The organism is Caballeronia udeis (genome assembly GCF_044909315.1).
In the GTDB taxonomy this organism is placed as follows: domain Bacteria; phylum Pseudomonadota; class Gammaproteobacteria; order Burkholderiales; family Burkholderiaceae; genus Caballeronia; species Caballeronia udeis_A.
In genome coordinates, this window is sequence record NZ_JBIYEB010000020.1 from 94051 (window position 1) to 110853 (window position 16803).

15 protein-coding genes and 3 tRNA genes are annotated in these 16803 nt (G+C 59.4%); 11 read left to right on the forward strand and 7 right to left on the reverse strand.

Annotated features, from left to right (window positions below):
* Window positions 1–2 precede the first annotated feature (2 nt).
* The 4 genes from pgsA to ABH944_RS28295 all read left to right on the forward strand — a co-directional run bounded on the left by pgsA (window position 3) and on the right by ABH944_RS28295 (window position 1158).
* Complete coding sequence (gene pgsA / locus ABH944_RS28280; protein ID WP_120309646.1) at window positions 3–596, forward strand: CDP-diacylglycerol--glycerol-3-phosphate 3-phosphatidyltransferase; 594 nt, start codon at window positions 3–5, stop codon at window positions 594–596.
* 159 nt (window positions 597–755) lie between these two features.
* A tRNA-Gly gene (locus tag ABH944_RS28285) sits at window positions 756–831 on the forward strand.
* Window positions 832–889: 58 nt separating this feature from the next.
* Window positions 890–965: transfer RNA gene (locus ABH944_RS28290), tRNA-Gly, on the forward strand.
* A 119-nt stretch (window positions 966–1084) separates the two neighbouring features.
* A tRNA-Cys gene (locus ABH944_RS28295) sits at window positions 1085–1158 on the forward strand.
* Between the two features lie 84 nt (window positions 1159–1242).
* Here ABH944_RS28295 and ABH944_RS28300 read toward each other — a convergent pair.
* Both ABH944_RS28300 and ABH944_RS28305 read right to left on the reverse strand, forming a co-directional pair.
* Entirely contained in the window at window positions 1243–2370 is a 1128-nt protein-coding gene (locus tag ABH944_RS28300; protein ID WP_404610569.1) for a glycosyltransferase family protein, read from the reverse strand.
* A 45-nt stretch (window positions 2371–2415) separates the two neighbouring features.
* Window positions 2416–3435 (reverse strand): hypothetical protein, encoded by a 1020-nt coding sequence (locus tag ABH944_RS28305; RefSeq protein WP_404610568.1) that lies wholly within the window; start codon window positions 3433–3435, stop codon window positions 2416–2418.
* A 345-nt stretch (window positions 3436–3780) separates the two neighbouring features.
* Between ABH944_RS28305 and ABH944_RS28310 the strand changes: the two genes are divergently transcribed.
* Window positions 3781–4380, forward strand: a complete 600-nt coding sequence (locus tag ABH944_RS28310) for a class I SAM-dependent methyltransferase (RefSeq protein ID WP_404610567.1) — start codon at window positions 3781–3783, stop codon at window positions 4378–4380.
* Window positions 4381–4435: 55 nt separating this feature from the next.
* Here the strand turns inward: ABH944_RS28310 and ABH944_RS28315 are convergent, their stop codons facing one another.
* A complete protein-coding gene (locus tag ABH944_RS28315; protein ID WP_404610566.1) occupies window positions 4436–5434 on the reverse strand; it encodes a LysR family transcriptional regulator in 999 nt (332 codons plus the stop codon).
* A 382-nt stretch (window positions 5435–5816) separates the two neighbouring features.
* Between ABH944_RS28315 and ABH944_RS28320 the strand changes: the two genes are divergently transcribed.
* Entirely contained in the window at window positions 5817–6314 is a 498-nt protein-coding gene (locus tag ABH944_RS28320) for a GNAT family N-acetyltransferase (RefSeq protein ID WP_404610565.1), read from the forward strand.
* A gap of 59 nt (window positions 6315–6373) precedes the next feature.
* Here the strand turns inward: ABH944_RS28320 and ABH944_RS28325 are convergent, their stop codons facing one another.
* On the reverse strand, window positions 6374–7003 hold the full coding sequence (locus ABH944_RS28325) for an SCO family protein (protein WP_404610564.1): 630 nt from the start codon (window positions 7001–7003) through the stop codon (window positions 6374–6376).
* A gap of 363 nt (window positions 7004–7366) precedes the next feature.
* Between ABH944_RS28325 and otsB the strand changes: the two genes are divergently transcribed.
* Both otsB and otsA read left to right on the forward strand, forming a co-directional pair.
* The gene (otsB, locus tag ABH944_RS28330; protein ID WP_404610563.1) at window positions 7367–8128 is read left to right on the forward strand and encodes a trehalose-phosphatase; all 762 of its coding nucleotides are present in this window, start codon (window positions 7367–7369) and stop codon (window positions 8126–8128) included.
* Window positions 8125–9504, forward strand: coding sequence for an alpha,alpha-trehalose-phosphate synthase (UDP-forming) (gene otsA / locus ABH944_RS28335; RefSeq protein WP_404610562.1), 1380 nt, complete (start codon window positions 8125–8127; stop codon window positions 9502–9504). Before otsB ends, otsA begins: the two co-directional genes overlap by 4 nt.
* Window positions 9505–9576: 72 nt before the next feature.
* On the opposite strand, the gene ABH944_RS28340 is transcribed toward otsA, so the two are convergent.
* On the reverse strand, window positions 9577–11469 hold the full coding sequence (locus ABH944_RS28340) for an ABC transporter ATP-binding protein (RefSeq protein ID WP_404610561.1): 1893 nt from the start codon (window positions 11467–11469) through the stop codon (window positions 9577–9579).
* Window positions 11470–12331: 862 nt separating this feature from the next.
* On the opposite strand from ABH944_RS28340, the gene ABH944_RS28345 reads away from it, so the two are divergent.
* From ABH944_RS28345 to pepE, 3 genes are all read left to right on the forward strand, one after another.
* Window positions 12332–13396 carry a glycosyltransferase family 4 protein gene (locus ABH944_RS28345; protein ID WP_404610560.1) on the forward strand — a complete coding sequence of 355 codons (1065 nt, stop codon included), beginning with the start codon at window positions 12332–12334 and terminating at the stop codon, window positions 13394–13396.
* Between the two features lie 323 nt (window positions 13397–13719).
* A complete protein-coding gene (locus ABH944_RS28350) occupies window positions 13720–14553 on the forward strand; it encodes a hypothetical protein (RefSeq protein WP_404610559.1) in 834 nt (277 codons plus the stop codon).
* 50 nt (window positions 14554–14603) lie between these two features.
* On the forward strand, window positions 14604–15290 hold the full coding sequence (gene pepE / locus ABH944_RS28355; RefSeq protein WP_404610558.1) for a dipeptidase PepE: 687 nt from the start codon (window positions 14604–14606) through the stop codon (window positions 15288–15290).
* 348 nt (window positions 15291–15638) lie between these two features.
* Here the strand turns inward: pepE and ABH944_RS28360 are convergent, their stop codons facing one another.
* Together ABH944_RS28360 and ABH944_RS28365 are read right to left on the reverse strand one after the other, a co-directional pair.
* Window positions 15639–15941 (reverse strand): type II toxin-antitoxin system RelE/ParE family toxin, encoded by a 303-nt coding sequence (locus ABH944_RS28360; protein ID WP_404610557.1) that lies wholly within the window; start codon window positions 15939–15941, stop codon window positions 15639–15641.
* Complete coding sequence (locus tag ABH944_RS28365) at window positions 15938–16195, reverse strand: type II toxin-antitoxin system ParD family antitoxin (protein WP_404610556.1); 258 nt, start codon at window positions 16193–16195, stop codon at window positions 15938–15940. Before ABH944_RS28365 ends, ABH944_RS28360 begins: the two co-directional genes overlap by 4 nt.
* Window positions 16196–16803 lie beyond the last annotated feature (608 nt).

A 16803-nucleotide genomic window follows, 5' to 3' on the forward strand; every position in this document is an offset into this window, starting at 1 on the left:
CCATGCCGTTTAATTTTCCGATTTTCCTGACGTGGCTGCGAATTGTGCTGATTCCGCTCGTCGTGGGCGTCTTCTATTTGCCGGACATGATGATGAGCCCGGACCATCGCAACCTGCTTGCAATGGTCATTTTCGTGCTGGCCGCGCTGACCGACTGGTTCGACGGCTATCTCGCGCGCAAGCTCAATCAGACATCGGCATTCGGCGCGTTTCTCGATCCTGTCGCGGACAAGCTCATGGTCACCGCCGCACTGCTTGTGCTCGTGCAACTGATGCGGCTGAACGCGGTGATTGCGTTGATTATCGTGGGACGTGAAATCACAATTTCGGCGTTACGGGAATGGATGGCGCAGATAGGGGCATCGAAGAGCGTGGCGGTGAATTCGCTCGGCAAGTTCAAGACTGTCTGCCAGATGGTCGCCATCCCCATGCTGCTGTTCTATGGACCGCTGAGGATTGCGGGGACGGTGGTGATCGATACGCGGGTGTGGGGGCTCTGGCTGATCTACGTGGCGGCGTTCCTCACGGTCTGGTCCATGCTCTATTACATGAAACTCGCATGGCCGCAGATTCGCGAGCGGGGCGGCATGCTTTGATTCAGCTTGGAGGGCGCTTAAAAGTGATGGGGCACATACAAAGCTCTTGACACTAAAGTTGGGCTTCTCCATAATCTCGTTTCTGTCGGGTGAACGCAGAACAACGCGAAGCCTGATGAAGTACAAAAGCAGTAAATTGGCAGAAGAAGTCGGCAAGATGCGGGAGTAGCTCAGCTGGTAGAGCGCAACCTTGCCAAGGTTGAGGTCGCGAGTTCGAGCCTCGTCTCCCGCTCCAGATTAAAGAGGTCATCGGCAATGGTAAGCCGGTGGCTGGCAGCAAAGTGCAGGACCATGCGGGAGTAGCTCAGCTGGTAGAGCGCAACCTTGCCAAGGTTGAGGTCGCGAGTTCGAGCCTCGTCTCCCGCTCCAAAAAAAGGGGAAGCCAAGCTTCCCTTTTTGTTTGGTGGACCAGCTCAACAGGTTGATTTGGGTTGGATTTGCCAGACACGGATTACCTGCCGTACGTAGTCCCGGTAGTCCCCGCTTCTGGCGCGATAGCAAAGCGGTTATGCAGCGGCCTGCAAAGCCGTTTAGGCCGGTTCGACTCCGGCTCGCGCCTCCAGAGATTCAAAGAAAAAGCCCTGACAAGTCAGGGCTTTTTCTTTGTCTGCGTCATATCGAAAACCACTTGCACGCAGTCATCTTCTCAGCGCCCGCGCACCGCGTCAGCGAGCGTTCTCCACGGGCTGTTGGCTCGCTTGCGCGCGGTCCAGCGATGATTAGGCAGTGCGACAGCAAGCCAGGGCTCGCTATGCCCCACGAAGCGCCGGACGTGGAAGCGATGCGGTGCCTCAAAGAGATCAAGATACGCGCGTCGATAATGCTCGACCATTGCGGCTTCCTGATAGTAGGTCTCCATCCACTGCCGCGACGCCGCACCCAGCTCTGCGCGTAACGCCCGATCCCACAGCAGTTCACGAAGCGGACCTTCGGCTTCCTCCAGCCGTACATCGATCCACGGCAATTCAAGTGCGCCCGTCATGGCCCTGAGTTGCGACTGAACGCGATTGTCCAGATGGCCCAACGTTGGCTTCCCTTGCGATAACGCCTCCAACCCGCTCAAGTGATAATTCCCGGTCACGCATTCGTCGATGGCAATCGCTGCCTGCTGCTTGGCCCGCAAACACGCGTCATGCGGTGTATCGACAATCAATTGAAGCTTGCATAAGCCCTTGCGTTCCAGTTTGCGCAGCAGCTTGAGGGTCTGCGGAACGCCCTTGGTTTCCCAGCGAGTTCTCCACGCGGATGACCGGCCGCTGGGTGAAAACGTGATGATCGGTATGCCGTCCGCATCCGCATTGGTGGCGCTATTCGGCGCGGGCAAGTAGCGGGGATCGTTCAGCGGGACCACATTGGGGACCACCCTGGCGAACGGGTAGTAGCGCTCGGGACCCTGTGCAATAACGAGTTGCGGCACGTCCTCACTTACGATCCGCTCGATCAACCCGGCGTCGCCCTTGGCCCAGAGATCCGGCGCCGAATGGTATTGCCTGATTATTTTCTTGTCACCGAATCGCTGATGGAAATTCGGACCAAATGTTTCATCGAGGGAGAAGAACTGATGGACGTGGATGACGTCGGCATCGGCAATGACGTCGAGGGCCTGCTGCTGCTGCGTTTTCCAGTCGATATCGACAGCAAAGGTTCTATTGCGGTACGCACTGCTATTGAAAACGATATGCCGCGCTTGAACATCCGTGAGCCGATTAAGCGCGGAGACAATGTTGCCGGGACTGCCCGCAACCGGCGTATTGGAGATATGAACGACCTTCATCACGCGTTACCGCGCCGGTCACGCCTATACGGCTGGCGTGGCAGGCTATTCCTGTTCAACAGATGCATGAGCCAGTGCGTGCCAGTCATCCCTTTCAATAATGTCACTCCCAAGCGCGCTTTGCGCCGAGAGGTTCACCACCCGTATGCCTCGACGGCTTAGCAGCGGGGCGGCATGCCGAAACGACGGTTCGATGAAGGAATTAAAATCTCCATCAAGCGCGCTTGGCTGCATGTTCTCTTTCGTTTCATAGAAACGCGGCGTTTGCGCCGCGTTCAGCAAATCGAGTCCATGCATGAAAATAGTATTGAACCCGAGCGAGGCGAGTACCTGCAAACCTGTGTAAGCCACGGTACGGCCATCGAATATGCCGCGCCTGATATTGAAGCTGAAACCCAGGGCGGGTTCTTCGTCAAATAGCGCGAGATCCGCGCTTGGGTGCGTGGAAAGGAGTTCGTGCTTGAGTAATGCGCGCTGACAAGCGGGATACTGAATATCTTCAATCAGAAACACCCGGCAGCGAAACTGGGATAAGGGGAAGTATTGCGCGATATACCACAAGACCAATGGAGTCGCGAATAGCGTCAGCTTTTGCTGAACCACGCGTGCTACCAGGTCGGGGCGCTTTCGGACAAACCCGGCATCCACAATGCAATAATATTCGAACCGGACCGGATGTTTATCTTGTAAAGCGATGGCGCCATTGACTCCCATGACGTTATGGAGATCGAGTGCACCATAATCGATATCATTGACAGAAGGGCCCGTGGCAATCAAATGGCATTCACCTTTCTGCGATGCAACCAGGTTGGCCTGATTTTCGATCAGTGAATCATGGCCCGCAATAGACATGCCATTGAGAAACCCGCGAGAATCCCGCTTAATAGACACGCCGTGCCACAAACGTTCGTTATGCCGAAACGCACCGGAGTGGGACCAACGATAAACAAGCTTGAAGAACGTGCTCGACAGACGTTGTGCGGGCTTGGGCCATGCATATTCGTGAACTACCGACATTTCGCTTGCAACCGATTGCCTTGGCCTTATCTGGTCTACCGAAATCATAGAGCGCACCACTCCAGAAATGCGACGGAAAAATGAAACGCCCGACTGGGTGACGGTTAGTCTAATTAAACAGTAACTATCCTGCGTTACAGTCAGTCCCACAACAGTTACACCTTGTTACCAGAATATTAAAATTCGTTTAATTATTAAGGGAACGATTGCCCACGACTACTCATGATGGTGATCTATCGGCGTAAGTGGGAAGTAGGCGATCTGGTGTATATTGTTAATGAATTCGTAATATAAATGTCGGTAAGAATCAGAGCTTTAACAGGGCACTGTTAGAATATTTCTCTTTTGCCTGTACGGCGGCACGTACGCGTTGCAGGCCAGCCCGGAGAAGCCATGACCAGTGCAAGTGGTACCGCCGGATACGGCACGCGCGCAACGGATTTGGCTGCTTTGTACGAGAGCATTTCCTTCGAAGATGTCCATCGCGACGTGCTTCATCTGTTCCCGAATCAACCTGGTCATGTCCTGGATATCGGCGCAGGTTCCGGACGCGATGCCGCAGCGCTGGCGCTTCGCGGGCATCAGGTTGTCGCGGTCGAGCCCACAGCGGAATTGCGTGCCGAAGGTCAAAAGCTTCACCCGTTGCCAACGTTGCAATGGATTGACGATCAATTACCCGAATTGCTGGTGGTACGCGAACTGGGAGCGCGCTTTGACGTGATCCTTTTGACCGCCGTGTGGATGCATCTTGACGCGGCCGAGCGTGAGACGGCAATGCATGCGATCGCCTCGTTGCTGGAGCTGGGCGGTATCGTAATCATGTCGCTCAGACACGGCCCCATTCCGGATGGCCGGCGCATGTTCGACGTGTCTGCCGACGAAACCGTGGCGCTCGGCGAGCAAACCGGCTTGAGCAAACTTCATTGCAGCGAGCGTGAAGACATGCTCGACCGGGTCGATGTGAGCTGGAGTTTCATCGCATTGAAGCGGTAAGCGCGCAGGTCACGAATGCAGAGAGCTGCCAGACATGGAGCGCGCGCCCAAATGGCTAAAGCGGCTCGCTGGTCAAGGCTGCCATTGATCGCCCTGGACCACCACCGGAGACCGCCGTGATTTTCCTTTGCACGCAATGAGCCACGGCTTCCACACGCCGGTTTTCGTCGAAGCGCTCCGACAGCCAGTCGACCAGCGCTCTCAGCCGCGATGACATCTGCCTTCCGGCCAGATACACCAGCGACACCGGCGACGGCACCGGCCGCCACGCCGGCAGCACTTCACGCAGTTGCCCCGAGCGCAGATAAGGCTCCGCTGCTAACCGGCTCGGCTGCAGCAGCCCAACTCCTTCAATACCCGCCAGCAGGCAACCATGCTCGTCGTCGATCTGCAGAAATCCGTCGAGCTTTACTTTCGCAAGTTTCCCGGCCGCGTGGAAATCGAATCCCATGCAGTATCCGTTCGAACTCGCAGCGCACTTGATGCCGACATGGCGCGACAGATCGTCGGGCGTACGCGGCACGCCACGTTGCTTGAGATAAGCGGGACTCGCGCACGTGACCCGCTCGATGTCGCCAAGCCTTCGCGCGATCAAGCCGGAGTTTGGCAGGTTGCCGAGTTGAATACTGCAATCCACGCCGTCGCTGATGAGGTCCACCGTCCGGCTGCTGACGCCCACGGTCAGCTCAATGTGCGGATGGCGCGCGTGAAAATCCACAATCGACGGCAGCACGACCGCATGTGCAATTGCCCCCGGCATCTCGATACGCAACCGTCCGCGGAGGCTTTCAGAGCGGTTGGATAACGCTGACTCGGCTTCGTCGATATCGGCCAGGATCCGCACGCAGCGGTCGTGGTACTGCATGCCCTCGGCGGTGAGCGTCAGCCTGCGTGTCGTGCGCAGAAGCAGCGGCACGCCGAGCAAGGCTTCGAGATGCTGCACGATCGTCGTCGTGCGTGCCCGCGCAATCCCGAGAGATTCGGACGCGCGCGTGAAGCTGTTCATATCGACGATGCGCACGAAGGTCCGCATTGCCTCAATGCGATCAATCATCTCGACACCTCCGTCCTGCGTGCGTTCACAGCACGGCTGCAGGTGGGCGGGAGAGACGCGGCGCATGCAGCCGTTCCGTTAGCGCTGGCGCTTGAACGCTCGATCCATGCCCGAACGCCGGATTGCTCTTTTTTCATGTCATGAACAGCGGCACGAGGCCACTAATATGCAAGAAGTTACTTGGATATTAAGGCTGCCGCAAGAAATTTGCAAACTAAAGCTTGGATAATCGAGCAGACCAAAACCACGGACGCTTTCAGGCGCCGGCGCCAATGCACACGTGCTCTGTTTGCCTCGCGCGGCATAATTGCAGGCTGAACCCTGCCGGTGTCTTCATTTCCCGCGATGCACGGCGTCGAAGAATCCAAACGAGCAAGATCCTATGACCGAGCCATTTTCCGAATTCGACTGGCGCTGGAAGCCATTTGAGGACCTCAGCGCACTCGAGCTCTACACCATGCTGGCCGCGCGAAGCGAAGTATTCGTGGTGGAGCAGCATTGCGTGTACGGGGATGTCGATAGAAAGGATATGGATGCGTGGCATTTGCTCGTGTACCCACATTCAGCCGATGCACGGCCGGCGCTCGCCGCTTATTTACGGGTCTTGCTGCCGAACGCTGCAGAAGGAAGGGAGGACGCGGAAGAAGCCGATATCCGTATTGGCCGTGTGCTGACCACAGCCCGTTTCCGTGGCATTGGGTTAGGTCAGGCGATGCTCGAACGCACGCTGGATTTGATCCACGAACAATGGCCCGGCCAGCCGATACGCCTGCATGCGCAAGCGCGATTGCAGGGTTTTTACGCCAGCTTCGGCTTCGAGCCCATCTCCGATGTTCACGTGGAAGACGACATTGCGCACATCTGGATGCGCCGCGCATAGACGAACAGCGGACCAACCGCGGACGAACTTCGAAAGGTTAGGGATGTCAGGGAGCAATATCACGAAGGGGTCGAGTCGATCACGCGGCGCAGATCGTGCGTGATCGTATCGATGGAATCGCTCTCGGTGGCGAGCAGGCGCGCGTGGCCGTGGGTATCGAAGATATAGACGGCCGAGCTATGCGTCACGTCGTACGCGCCGGAGGGATCGCGTTTCTCCATCTGGTAAGCCACACGGTAGCGCTTTGCAATGCTCTCGATTGCCCCGTCCGTGCCGGTCAGCCCAACGGCGTGCTGCGCGTCGAACGCGCGCACGTAGTCATGCAGCGCTGCCGCGGTATCGCGGGCTGGATCGACGGTGATGAACACAATGCGCGTGTTTTTCGCGTCGGGCCCAAGTTGCTGCATGACTTGCATCAGCCGTGCCATGGTTTCCGGACACACGTCCGGGCAGTGCGTATAGCCGAAATAAACCAGCGTGGTCTGGCCCAGGAACGACTGGCCGGTGACGGGTTTGCCGGTATCGTCGGTAAGTTTGAAGTCCAGGTCTGGCAGGTGGCCGCTGACATCGGTCAGCTTCCAGGGTGTCGTGTCAGCGCGCGAGCACGCAGCAAGGCCCGCGCTCAGGAACAGGGCAGCGAGCAGTGCGGCGAACCAGCCCTTGGATTGAAAACTGAACCAGGAAGACATTTTGCAACTCGGATGAGGGTGGGTGCATCAAGGCGGCAACGCGGACGGGGTCATCAAGCAGGGACCCTTGAAGCCATCCGGGTGCCGACTCTATCTCAGAATAGAAGCTTACGCCGGGCGTACACCCGCGCCGGCACGTGGCCGAGGCGTTATGCCGCAGCCGCGCCAGCAAGGCTGAAAGCTTATCGATGCAGGTTCGAAAGCTGCTTGAACCATGTTTGATGTGCGGACGCGGCGTCCGGTGCTGGCTCGCAGCATGAGCGTGCAACGAAGCGTCCAGCGCCGCTTTCCCAGACAGGGTTACAAAGCGCGGTAACATGCGCACACTTTTCCGGTCCTTTTCCGGCTGAAAGGCAGATATTGATGCAAAACCTCCCAGACAATTTTCCGCTTGCCACCACCGCTTTTTTCTTCGATTTCGACGGCACGCTCGTCGAACTTGCACCCACGCCGGACGGCATCATCGTGCCGCCGGTGGTGCCGGCCATCCTGAGCGCATTGCGCCGCGCGACCAATGGCGCGGTGGCGATCGTGTCGGGACGCGGGATCGAGAGCATCGACTCGTTTCTTTCCATGCCCGATTTGCCCGTGGCGGGTTTGCACGGCGCCGAGCGACGCGACTCGAACGCGGATGTCCAGCGCGTTGGTTTCAACGACGAGCGCCTGCTGCGCATGGAACACGTGCTCGAAGGCGCGGTGACGGCCAATCCGGGCATGCTGCTGGAAATCAAGGGCGCGGCGCTTGCGCTGCATTACCGCAATGCGCCGGAGCGCGGCCTGGCGGCACGTGAGGTGACCGAGAAACTCGTCGCCCAATACGCCGACGCCTATGTGCTGCAGCCCGGCAAGATGGTCTACGAAATCAAGCCGAAGGACGTCGATAAAGGCCGTGCGGTGCGTGCCTTCCTCAATGAGCCGCCGTTTGCGGGTCGCCGCCCGGTGTTTATCGGCGACGATCTGACGGACGAGAAAGGCTTCGCGGTGGTGAACGAGCGCAACGGGGTCTCGATCAAGGTCGGGGCCGGCGACACGCTCGCGCATTCGCGGGTGGAGTCGGTTGGCGCGCTGCTTGACTGGCTGCAGCGTATTGCGGGTATTGAAGGTTCCAAAGGGACGCGTTCGTGAGCAGGCTGATCATTGTTTCGAACCGGGTCGCGCCAATTTCCGAAGGCGGCCCGGCGGCCGGCGGTCTGGCAGTCGGGGTCTACGACGCGCTCAAGGAAACCGGCGGCATGTGGTTCGGCTGGAGCGGCGACGTGGTGACGGAGCCGCCCGAAGGCATCACCCTGGAGGAGCGCGGCCGGGTGACATTCGCGACCATTGGCCTCGCGCAGCGCGATTACGACCAGTATTACCGCGGCTTCTCGAACGCCACGTTGTGGCCGGCGTTTCACTATCGGCCGGATCTGATCCAGTTCGACCGCGATGAATTCGATGGTTATTGCCGCGTGAACCGTTGGCTCGCGAAGCAACTGGCGCCGCTGCTGAAAGCCGACGATGTCATCTGGGTCCACGACTATCACCTGATCCCGTTTGCCCAGGCGCTGCGCGATGAGGGCGTGACCAACCGCATCGGCTTTTTCCTGCACATTCCGTTTCCGGCGGCGCAGGTTCTGCTCAGCGTGCCGCGTCATCGCGTGCTGGTCGAGGCGCTGTGTTCCTTCGACCTGCTCGGTTTCCAGACGGCGCCCGATCTGCGCGCGTTTTGCGATTACATCGAGACGGAAGCGAATGGCTCGGTCGTGCGTATTCCCGGCCGGCCGAACGTGGTGAGCGCTTTCGGCAAGACCCTGCGGGCGGCGGCTTACCCGATCGGCGTTTATCCCGACGAGATTGCGTCGCTCGCCAAAGACGGTGAAAGCGGACGCGAAGTGCAGACCGTCAAGACGACGCTGCGCGATCGCAAGCTGATCATGAGCGTCGACCGGCTTGATTATTCGAAGGGGCTGGTCGAGCGCTTTCGTGCGTTCGAAAAGCTGCTGGAACATCAGCCGGCGCAGCGCAACAACGTCTCCTTCGTGCAGATCGCGCCGCCCACACGCGCCGATATGGACACCTATCGCGACATCCGGTTGCAGCTCGAGGCGGAATCGGGGCGCATCAACGGGCGGTACGCGGAGCTCGACTGGACGCCGATCCGCTATATCCATCGGCAATATGAGCGGCCTGTGCTGGCCGCGTTGTTTCGCGCGTCGCATGTGGGGTTCGTCACGCCGTTGCGCGACGGCATGAACCTGGTCGCCAAGGAATATGTGGCGGCACAGGATCCCGATGATCCCGGCGTGCTCGTCCTGTCCCAATTCGCGGGCGCGGCGCAGGAATTGAACGGCGCGCTGATCGTGAATCCGCTCGATATCGACGGCATGGCGGACGCGCTGGCCACAGCCCTCGCCATGCCGCTGAACGAGCGGCAGGTCCGGTACGCGGACATGTTCGCCCAGCTTCGCGAGAACAACGTGTCCGTCTGGCGCGACAATTTCATGCGTGATCTGCAGGCGTAAAAAAGCCGCTTCGGTCTGATGAATCCGAAACGGCTTTTTATCGCGAACTGCTCGGGTCTTGCCGACCCAGGCTCAGGTCGACTCAGCCCTAGCCGCAAGTTGTTGCGAGGGCATGGTCGCTGGCGGCAACTTGCCGTGCTGCTTGGACAGCAGTTCCCGATATAACCCCGGCCGGTTGCGCAACTGGTCCGGCGAACCGTCGTCGATCACCTTGCCGGCGCTCATCACGATAATCCGGTCGAAGCCTTGCAGCGTCGACAACCGGTGCGCAATTGCAATCACCGTGCGGCCGACCATCAGCCGGTCGAGCGCTTGCTGGATCGCTTCTTCCGACGAACTGTCGAGTGCCGACGTGGCTTCGTCTAGCAGCAGGATTGGCGCGTTTTTCAGGATCGCGCGGGCGATGGCAATGCGCTGGCGCTGTCCGCCCGACAGCTTCACGCCACGGTCGCCCACGATGGTGTCGAACCCTTCCGGCATGGCTTCGATGAAGTCCGAGCAGCGCGCCTCGCGGGCGGCGGCGAGCACTTCTTCTCGCGACGCGTCCGGCCGGCCGTACGCAATGTTTTCGTACACGGTGCGGTGGAACAGCGAAATGTCCTGCGGCACGAGCGCAATGGACATCCGCAGGCTGTCCTGCGTGATCAGCGAGATATCCTGCCCGTCGACCTTGATGGCGCCGCCCTGCGCTTCATAGAAGCGTTGCAGCAGCGCAAGCACGGTCGATTTCCCCGCACCCGACTTGCCGATCAGGCCAACACGCTGACCCGGCTCGATGTGCAGGTTGAATTTATCGAGGATCGGCCGGCGGCGCGGATACGCGAACGTGACTTCCTCGAAATCCACCCGGCCGCCTTGCTGCACAAGCTCCGTTGCGTCGGACCGGTCGGGCATGCCGTGCGGTTCCAGCAGTGTCTGCACGGCTTCCGCCAGACGCGCGACGTGCTGCGTCACATCCACGAGGGCAACAGCCAGATCGCGCGTGCCGTGGAGAATGGTGAAGCCGAGTGAGCTGACCAGCACGATATCGCCGGACGTGGCTCGCCCCTTCGACCACAGCCACAACGCCCAGCCGAGCAGCCCAGCCGAGAGAATCGCGGTCACGACCGCGTGGAACAGCCGCAGTTTCTCGAGATACAGCAAGCTTTGCTGACGCGCGACCATTTCGGCCTTGACCGTCGAGCCGAAGCGCTTTTGCTCGCGAAACGTCATACCGAATGCCCGCACCAGCGCCATGTTGCCGATCACGTCGACCAGCTCGCCGTCCACAGAGGCGGCTTTCGTGGCAAACGTGTGGTGCCGCGCCGAACCGCGACCGGCCAGCCGGTACAGCACGAACGCGAGAATGGCTGAAGCCAGCATCAGGCAGCAGGCCATGAGTGGATTCACCGCAACGATCATCACGATCGCACCGATCACCGCGATGCACGGCGGCAACACGTTCCACGCCATGGTGTTTTCGGCGGTATAGATTGCATTCGATGTCGCCGTGATCCGGCTGGCGAGCATGCCGGGCTGTTTCTCGGAGAAGTAGGTGGGGGAATGGCCGCTGAGGTAGGAGAACAGGTCGCGCCGCAAGTCGCCCGTCACGACGACGAACGTATGCGCGCCGACCCAGCCGCCGACCCGCCACAGCATGTTGTCGGCGGCGATCAGGCCCACTAGGATCATGAAGGCGGCCCAGAGCGGGCCGGGATGGCCGCGGCCCTGGCCGAGCACGTCGATCAGGTGTTTGATCGCGTACTGCGAGGCGAGCGCGCAGCCGACAGCGGACAGCACGCTGACCAGGACGATGGTGTGCGCGACCGGATGCCGGCGGATGTAACGAAACAGGAACGCCAGCGGGCGGCTTGCATAGCTCGCTAGCTTCGCGTTGTGCACGTTACGCTGAGAGACAGTGAGTTGGTCCAATGGTCTTTTTTGTTGAGTAGAGCGGTTGAGCGCGATGCTTCGCCGTGGCCGCATGCGGCGTGTCTGACCAGAGCGAGGCGACAAGCGTGCAGCACCGATTGCTGAATTGTAGCGAGTGTAGCGAGCCAAATCGTCTCGCATAATGCTTTCCGTGGTGCATATCCATCAGCCAAGGCTGATTTTCGGCAAAAGTGCGTCGCCCGAACCGGACAATCAATGCCCGCTGACGACGCGTCCTGCACCTTTCACGGTCCGCACACGGTTCGCACTGTGCTGTCGGCGGTACCTCGACGTGAACGAGTTGGAACTGAGAACTATGCCCTTGGCAGGTGAAAGCACGTCGCGGTCCCGCTACCTGCACAGCGCCGCTAATGGCAAATCCGGTAGCCATCGGGTCCGTCATGGCTTGGCCGGATCTGTTGGGTGTCGCAGCGCTTTGGCGGCTCGCGCCCGGCTGCGACCGGTTCGGATTCATGTCGACCAGCGTAGAACAGCCTTGATAAACAAGGGTTTGCAAAGTGTATCGACGGTGTAACAACGTAAATAAGTTGAAATGTCAGGTAGGAAACCGTGTAAAAACCGGGATACTTCATCCGGGTTTCCCCTTAGTCTTTTTGACAGGTTGTTGTAGGTTCCGGTCAACGGCTCCGTCGGTTGTGCGTTTATGGCTGGGTGCGCTGCATTTACGAGATGGAATCGATCTTGCTCTGCCTGATCACGCTCCGAAACAGGCGCCCGACACCCGAAGCACCAGCAGCACCCAAGCAAACAGCGAAGCATCGCGATTTTTTCTCGTGCTATCGGCCATTACGCTGGAGACACCAGCACCGTGCCGAACCCGGGTGGGCGATTCGCTTGATTTAACGACCGATGCCAAGCGCATCAATTTTGCCTGACATATTTAGGAGTTTCCGACATGCGAATCGCTCAAATCGCGCCTCTTCACGAAGCCGTCCCCCCCAAGTTCTACGGTGGCACGGAGCGCGTGGTGTCCTATCTGACCGAAGCGCTGGTTGAGGCCGGTCATGACGTCACGTTGTTCGCGAGCGGTGATTCGCAAACGTCGGCGAAGCTCGAAGCCTTCTGGCCGCAAGCGCTGCGCCTCGACCCGACCATCCGCGACACGATGGCGCCGCACATGCTGTTGCTGGAAGAAGTGCGCCGCCGCGCTGACGAATTCGATGTGTTGCATTTTCACATCGACTACTACCCGTTCTCGCTGTTCTCGCGCCAGCCGGTGCCGTTCCTGACGACCATGCATGGCCGTCTCGACCTGCCGGAACTGCAGCCCATCTTCAGCACGTTCAATGATGCGCCGGTCGTCTCGATCTCCGACAACCAGCGTCAGCCGTTGCCGCAAGCCAACTGGCTCTCGACCGTGTATCACGGCCTGCCGGAAAACCTCCTCAAGCCGATCCCGAACGTGGAACCGGGCTACCTCGCGTTCCTCGGCCGCATTTCGCCGGAAAAGCGGGTTGACCGGGCGATCCGGATTGCCGGCGCAGCGGGCATGAAGATCAAGATCGCGGCGAAGATCGATAACGCCGACCGCGCGTACTACGAAGAGAAGATCAAGCCGTTGTTCGCGCTGCCGCATGTTGAGTACATCGGTGAGATCAACGAGCAGCAGAAGACCGAATTCCTCGGCAACGCGCACGCGCTGCTGTTCCCGATCGACTGGCCGGAGCCGTTTGGCCTGGTGATGATCGAAGCCATGGCTTGCGGTACGCCTGTGATCGCGTTTAATCGTGGATCGGTGCCGGAAGTGATCGAAAACGGCGTGTCGGGTTTTGTCGTGGAAGACGAGTTGAGCGCAATCGCCGCGGTGAAGCGCCTCGACACGCTGCCGCGCGCCAAGGTGCGCCAGGCATTCGAAACGCGTTTCTCGTCGAAGGTCATGGCTGCCCGCTATGTTCATACGTACGAAGAACTGCTGCGCGCGAAGCGCCGCACCGTTCTGCGCGAAGTCAACGCGAGCTGATTTTCAGGTTCGATGAGGCTCTTTTGAGCGCCGCCTGATCGGGCGCTCGATAAAAGCTAAAACAACGCCCCGTGCGCCGTCAGGCGCACGGGGCGTTGTTGTTTTGACACACTGCAGGGGCAAGCTTCACGCGTTATCGAAGGGTTGAGCATGCCGGGCCGATGCCGTTTTCGACATTCTCCCTATAATGTGCGGGCCTCGTGAAATGCGGTGCAGCATCGGAACGGACGTATGGACGGGTGTGGAAGTCTCTTGAAAATCGCATCGCGCGACGGGAGGAACTTACCGCGCGAACAAGGACAGTCGTGAACAGGAGCGAAGTTTTGGCGAGAACGAAGCAGAGTAGCGCGAGCCCGGCACCCGGTGCTGGCACTGTGTTCGCGCTGCGGGCGATCGGACTCGTGCTGGCCGCGCGCTGGTTGTTCTCGATGTCGCAGATGGGCTATCTCTCTTCGCTGCGCGCGATGACTTCGTCGCCGTGGGCCTGCGTCACCCTCGTGCTTTTGTTTCTGCTCCTGTTCCTTCCCGGTGCCCGGGCGCGCGCGGAACGGCCGCTGCATCCGCTGCCGCAGTGGCTCCGGCAAGCCTTGCGGCTGCTCGCGCTGCTGAGCTTCCTGTTCGCGGTGTGGTCGGTCGGGTTCTTTACGTGGGCCGCCGGCTGGAAAGACGCCGTGCATGCACTGGCCGAAACCAATGGTTGGCTGCTCGTCGCACCCGCGCTTTATGCCGTAGTGCTGTGGATTTGCCGGCCGCGCGCATTGTGGCGCACGAATATTGCCGCGCGCCGGTTTGCAATCGGGCGTTATGCCATTTCCATCGATACCACCACGCGCACGGCCGTCGTCTGGGCCGAAAGCCGTAAACTCGGCCAGTACGATCCGAGGGAGTTATCGGTGAAATGGCCTGAGGGGATGGCTTCCGGGATTGGGGTTGCCGGCTCGGAAAGCAGCGCTACCGCGGTCGCCGTTGTGCCGAAGAAGCGCGGTTTGTTCGGCCGTGAGGCGCGTCCCATGATGGAATTGCTATGGGATTCGCCCGCCGCCGCCGGACACAATCGCAAAACTGTCTTCCGCGCCGCGCTGGCAAGCGAGGGCGATCGCAAGACGGCACGAGCGCTAGACGCGTCGTTGCGGCAGAGCGCGAGCATCGGGGCTTGAACCCCCGCGGGTACTAAGCCAGTCGGGGTCAGCGTCAGGCGGCGTATGGCATGACACAACGCATTCTTTTGATGAGCAATTCGCGCAAGGTGTTGTTCGTGCCATTCGCGGCCGTCACGTTCAGCTTCGATAACTACGAAGACCGGGTCAAGCCGGCGTTCGACCGCCTTGGCTATCCGCTGGAATCGATTCATCGCAGCGATAACCCGCTCGTGGCGATAGGGCAGGCTGAAGCTATAGCGATTGGAGGCGGCAACACGTTCGCGTTGCTCAAGCGATTCTACGATGCGGGCATTGTCGATGCGATCCGCGCGAAGGTGATGGCGGGTACGCCCTTACGTGGAATGGAGGGGGGAAGTAATGTCGCATGCCCGACGATCTGTACCACTAATGATATATCGGTTGTTCAACCGCCCACGCTTCGTGGGCTTGGGCTGGTTGCGTTTCAGGTCAATTCGCATTTCATCAGCGGTAAGCCTGTCGGGCATAACGGCGAAAGCCGTGAGGAGCGCCTTGCGGAGTTTCTCGCGATCAATGCGCCGGAGCAGGTGCTTGCGTTGCCTGAGGGGTCGGCTTTGTATTTGCATGGTACGCATGGCATCGTGCTCGGCGAGCGTCATGGTTTGCACGTTCTCGGCGAGGGGCGAGTGGAGACGTTGCGTGAAAACGAGGCATTCCCGCTTGCGCGTCTCAAAGGTACGGCTGATACGAGCGACCGGCCTGCGTTTAGAGATTGAAACGCAAAGTCTTCTCCCCGAAGTCACCACGCCTGGATGACGGAGTGTGGAAATGAGACGTGCTCAGGCGCTCGCATGGAGGTCTCGAATCAAGTGAGCTGAATGGGGGCGCATATGCCACGACATCTATCAGGCGAACTTGACTCTCAGTGCATTGCTGCGTAGCGCCACTGTCTATACATGTCGCTACGGCGTCCGAATCCAAGAAGGACTTTACTCTCCGTGCGTCATGGACGTTGTCAGGTTGAGCGTCCAAAACTAACGCTACGAGGTTTCAGTCATCGCACCGATTACCCTCAAATCGTGGAGTGGCCTGAGAGCGCTGCCGTCGGAGTGGCTTCTGCCGCCCTAAGGAAAGAGGATCGCGCCGTAGTCGCGAGCGCCGTGCAGGACATGAATCACGTCGATCCGCTCGGCGGGTTGGCCGACTACGCGATAGAAAATCTGGTAGCTGCCATGAACCCGGTGGCGCACGCCGCGATCCTCGTAGCGCGGCACGATTGGGAAGGCGAGCGCTATGTCCCCAAGGCCCAGGCACTTGTCTCTCAGTTCCCGCACGAAGCTCATGGCGCGGCGCGGATTGTCTCGGGCGATGTAATCGCCGATGGCCTCAAGCTCGGCCTCAGCGGCGGGCAAAATGCGAACTTTCACGGCTTGTCGTTCACCATCGCCCGGTATTTTGCTTCGAGCCGGTCGAATACTTCCTCGGCGGGCTTGCCCCGGCCTGCATCAGAATCGGCGATGCCACGCCCGATCACAGCATCCAGTGCGACAAGCTGCATCTCGCGGTCCTGAATCAGTCTCACGCCTTCACGCAAGACTTCGCTTTTCGAGCCATAGCGGCCCGTCTCGACGAGCTTCGCGATGTACCCTTCAAGTTGCTGTCCAAGGTCTGCGCTAATCATGGCCGTGCCCTCAAATTGTTCATTTTCATGTTATTTCATTTATCAACTATTATCAAATGCGGTGCAAGCCCTTGCCGATGTGGCCTGAGGTCACTTGGTTGTAGTTGAAGTCGATCTAACTTGGCGGCCCTTATCGCTTCCCAGTGCCGTGATGAGGTTGCGTGTGTAGTCACTGCGTCGTTTCGCGACGGCCAGCCTCTCAGATCCATCGCGGCACGGGTATATGACAATGTTCCTTATCGCCCATGGATGAACGTGACGATATAGATCAGGATCGACGAGTCGATAAGCTGAAGCATTAGCTTGAGTAGACACCTCGCGCCTTCAAGTCGTTTAGCGGTGAAATCGATAAACATTATTGCAGGCACAATCCGCGATTTTTGGCACAAAAAAAATCCCCGAGACTTTCGTCTGAGGGCCTTTAATCTTGCGGGTCACGCGAATCTGGTGGGTGGTACAGGGATTGAACCTGTGACCCCTGCCGTGTGAAGGTCCAGCTTCGGGCAGGACCGACGCAAGTGTAGCGCAAGATGGGCGCAAACTGTCCTGTTGTTGAGGCGAGGAGGGCCGTTTCGGGCGTATTTTGGGAGGACTGACAGAATCGGTGC

What these genes read in the sequence shown, in the direction of transcription:
- pgsA (WP_120309646.1), top strand. Translation starts at nt 3, where the DNA reads ATGCCGTTTAATTTTCCGATTTTCCTGACGTGGCTGCGAATTGTGCTG.
- ABH944_RS28300 (WP_404610569.1), bottom strand. Translation starts at nt 2,370, where the DNA reads ATGAAGGTCGTTCATATCTCCAATACGCCGGTTGCGGGCAGTCCCGGC.
- ABH944_RS28305 (WP_404610568.1), bottom strand. Translation starts at nt 3,435, where the DNA reads ATGATTTCGGTAGACCAGATAAGGCCAAGGCAATCGGTTGCAAGCGAA.
- ABH944_RS28310 (WP_404610567.1), top strand. Translation starts at nt 3,781, where the DNA reads ATGACCAGTGCAAGTGGTACCGCCGGATACGGCACGCGCGCAACGGAT.
- ABH944_RS28315 (WP_404610566.1), bottom strand. Translation starts at nt 5,434, where the DNA reads ATGATTGATCGCATTGAGGCAATGCGGACCTTCGTGCGCATCGTCGAT.
- ABH944_RS28320 (WP_404610565.1), top strand. Translation starts at nt 5,817, where the DNA reads ATGACCGAGCCATTTTCCGAATTCGACTGGCGCTGGAAGCCATTTGAG.
- ABH944_RS28325 (WP_404610564.1), bottom strand. Translation starts at nt 7,003, where the DNA reads ATGTCTTCCTGGTTCAGTTTTCAATCCAAGGGCTGGTTCGCCGCACTG.
- otsB (WP_404610563.1), top strand. Translation starts at nt 7,367, where the DNA reads ATGCAAAACCTCCCAGACAATTTTCCGCTTGCCACCACCGCTTTTTTC.
- ABH944_RS28340 (WP_404610561.1), bottom strand. Translation starts at nt 11,469, where the DNA reads ATGCGGCCACGGCGAAGCATCGCGCTCAACCGCTCTACTCAACAAAAA.
- ABH944_RS28345 (WP_404610560.1), top strand. Translation starts at nt 12,332, where the DNA reads ATGCGAATCGCTCAAATCGCGCCTCTTCACGAAGCCGTCCCCCCCAAG.
- pepE (WP_404610558.1), top strand. Translation starts at nt 14,604, where the DNA reads ATGACACAACGCATTCTTTTGATGAGCAATTCGCGCAAGGTGTTGTTC.
- ABH944_RS28365 (WP_404610556.1), bottom strand. Translation starts at nt 16,195, where the DNA reads ATGATTAGCGCAGACCTTGGACAGCAACTTGAAGGGTACATCGCGAAG.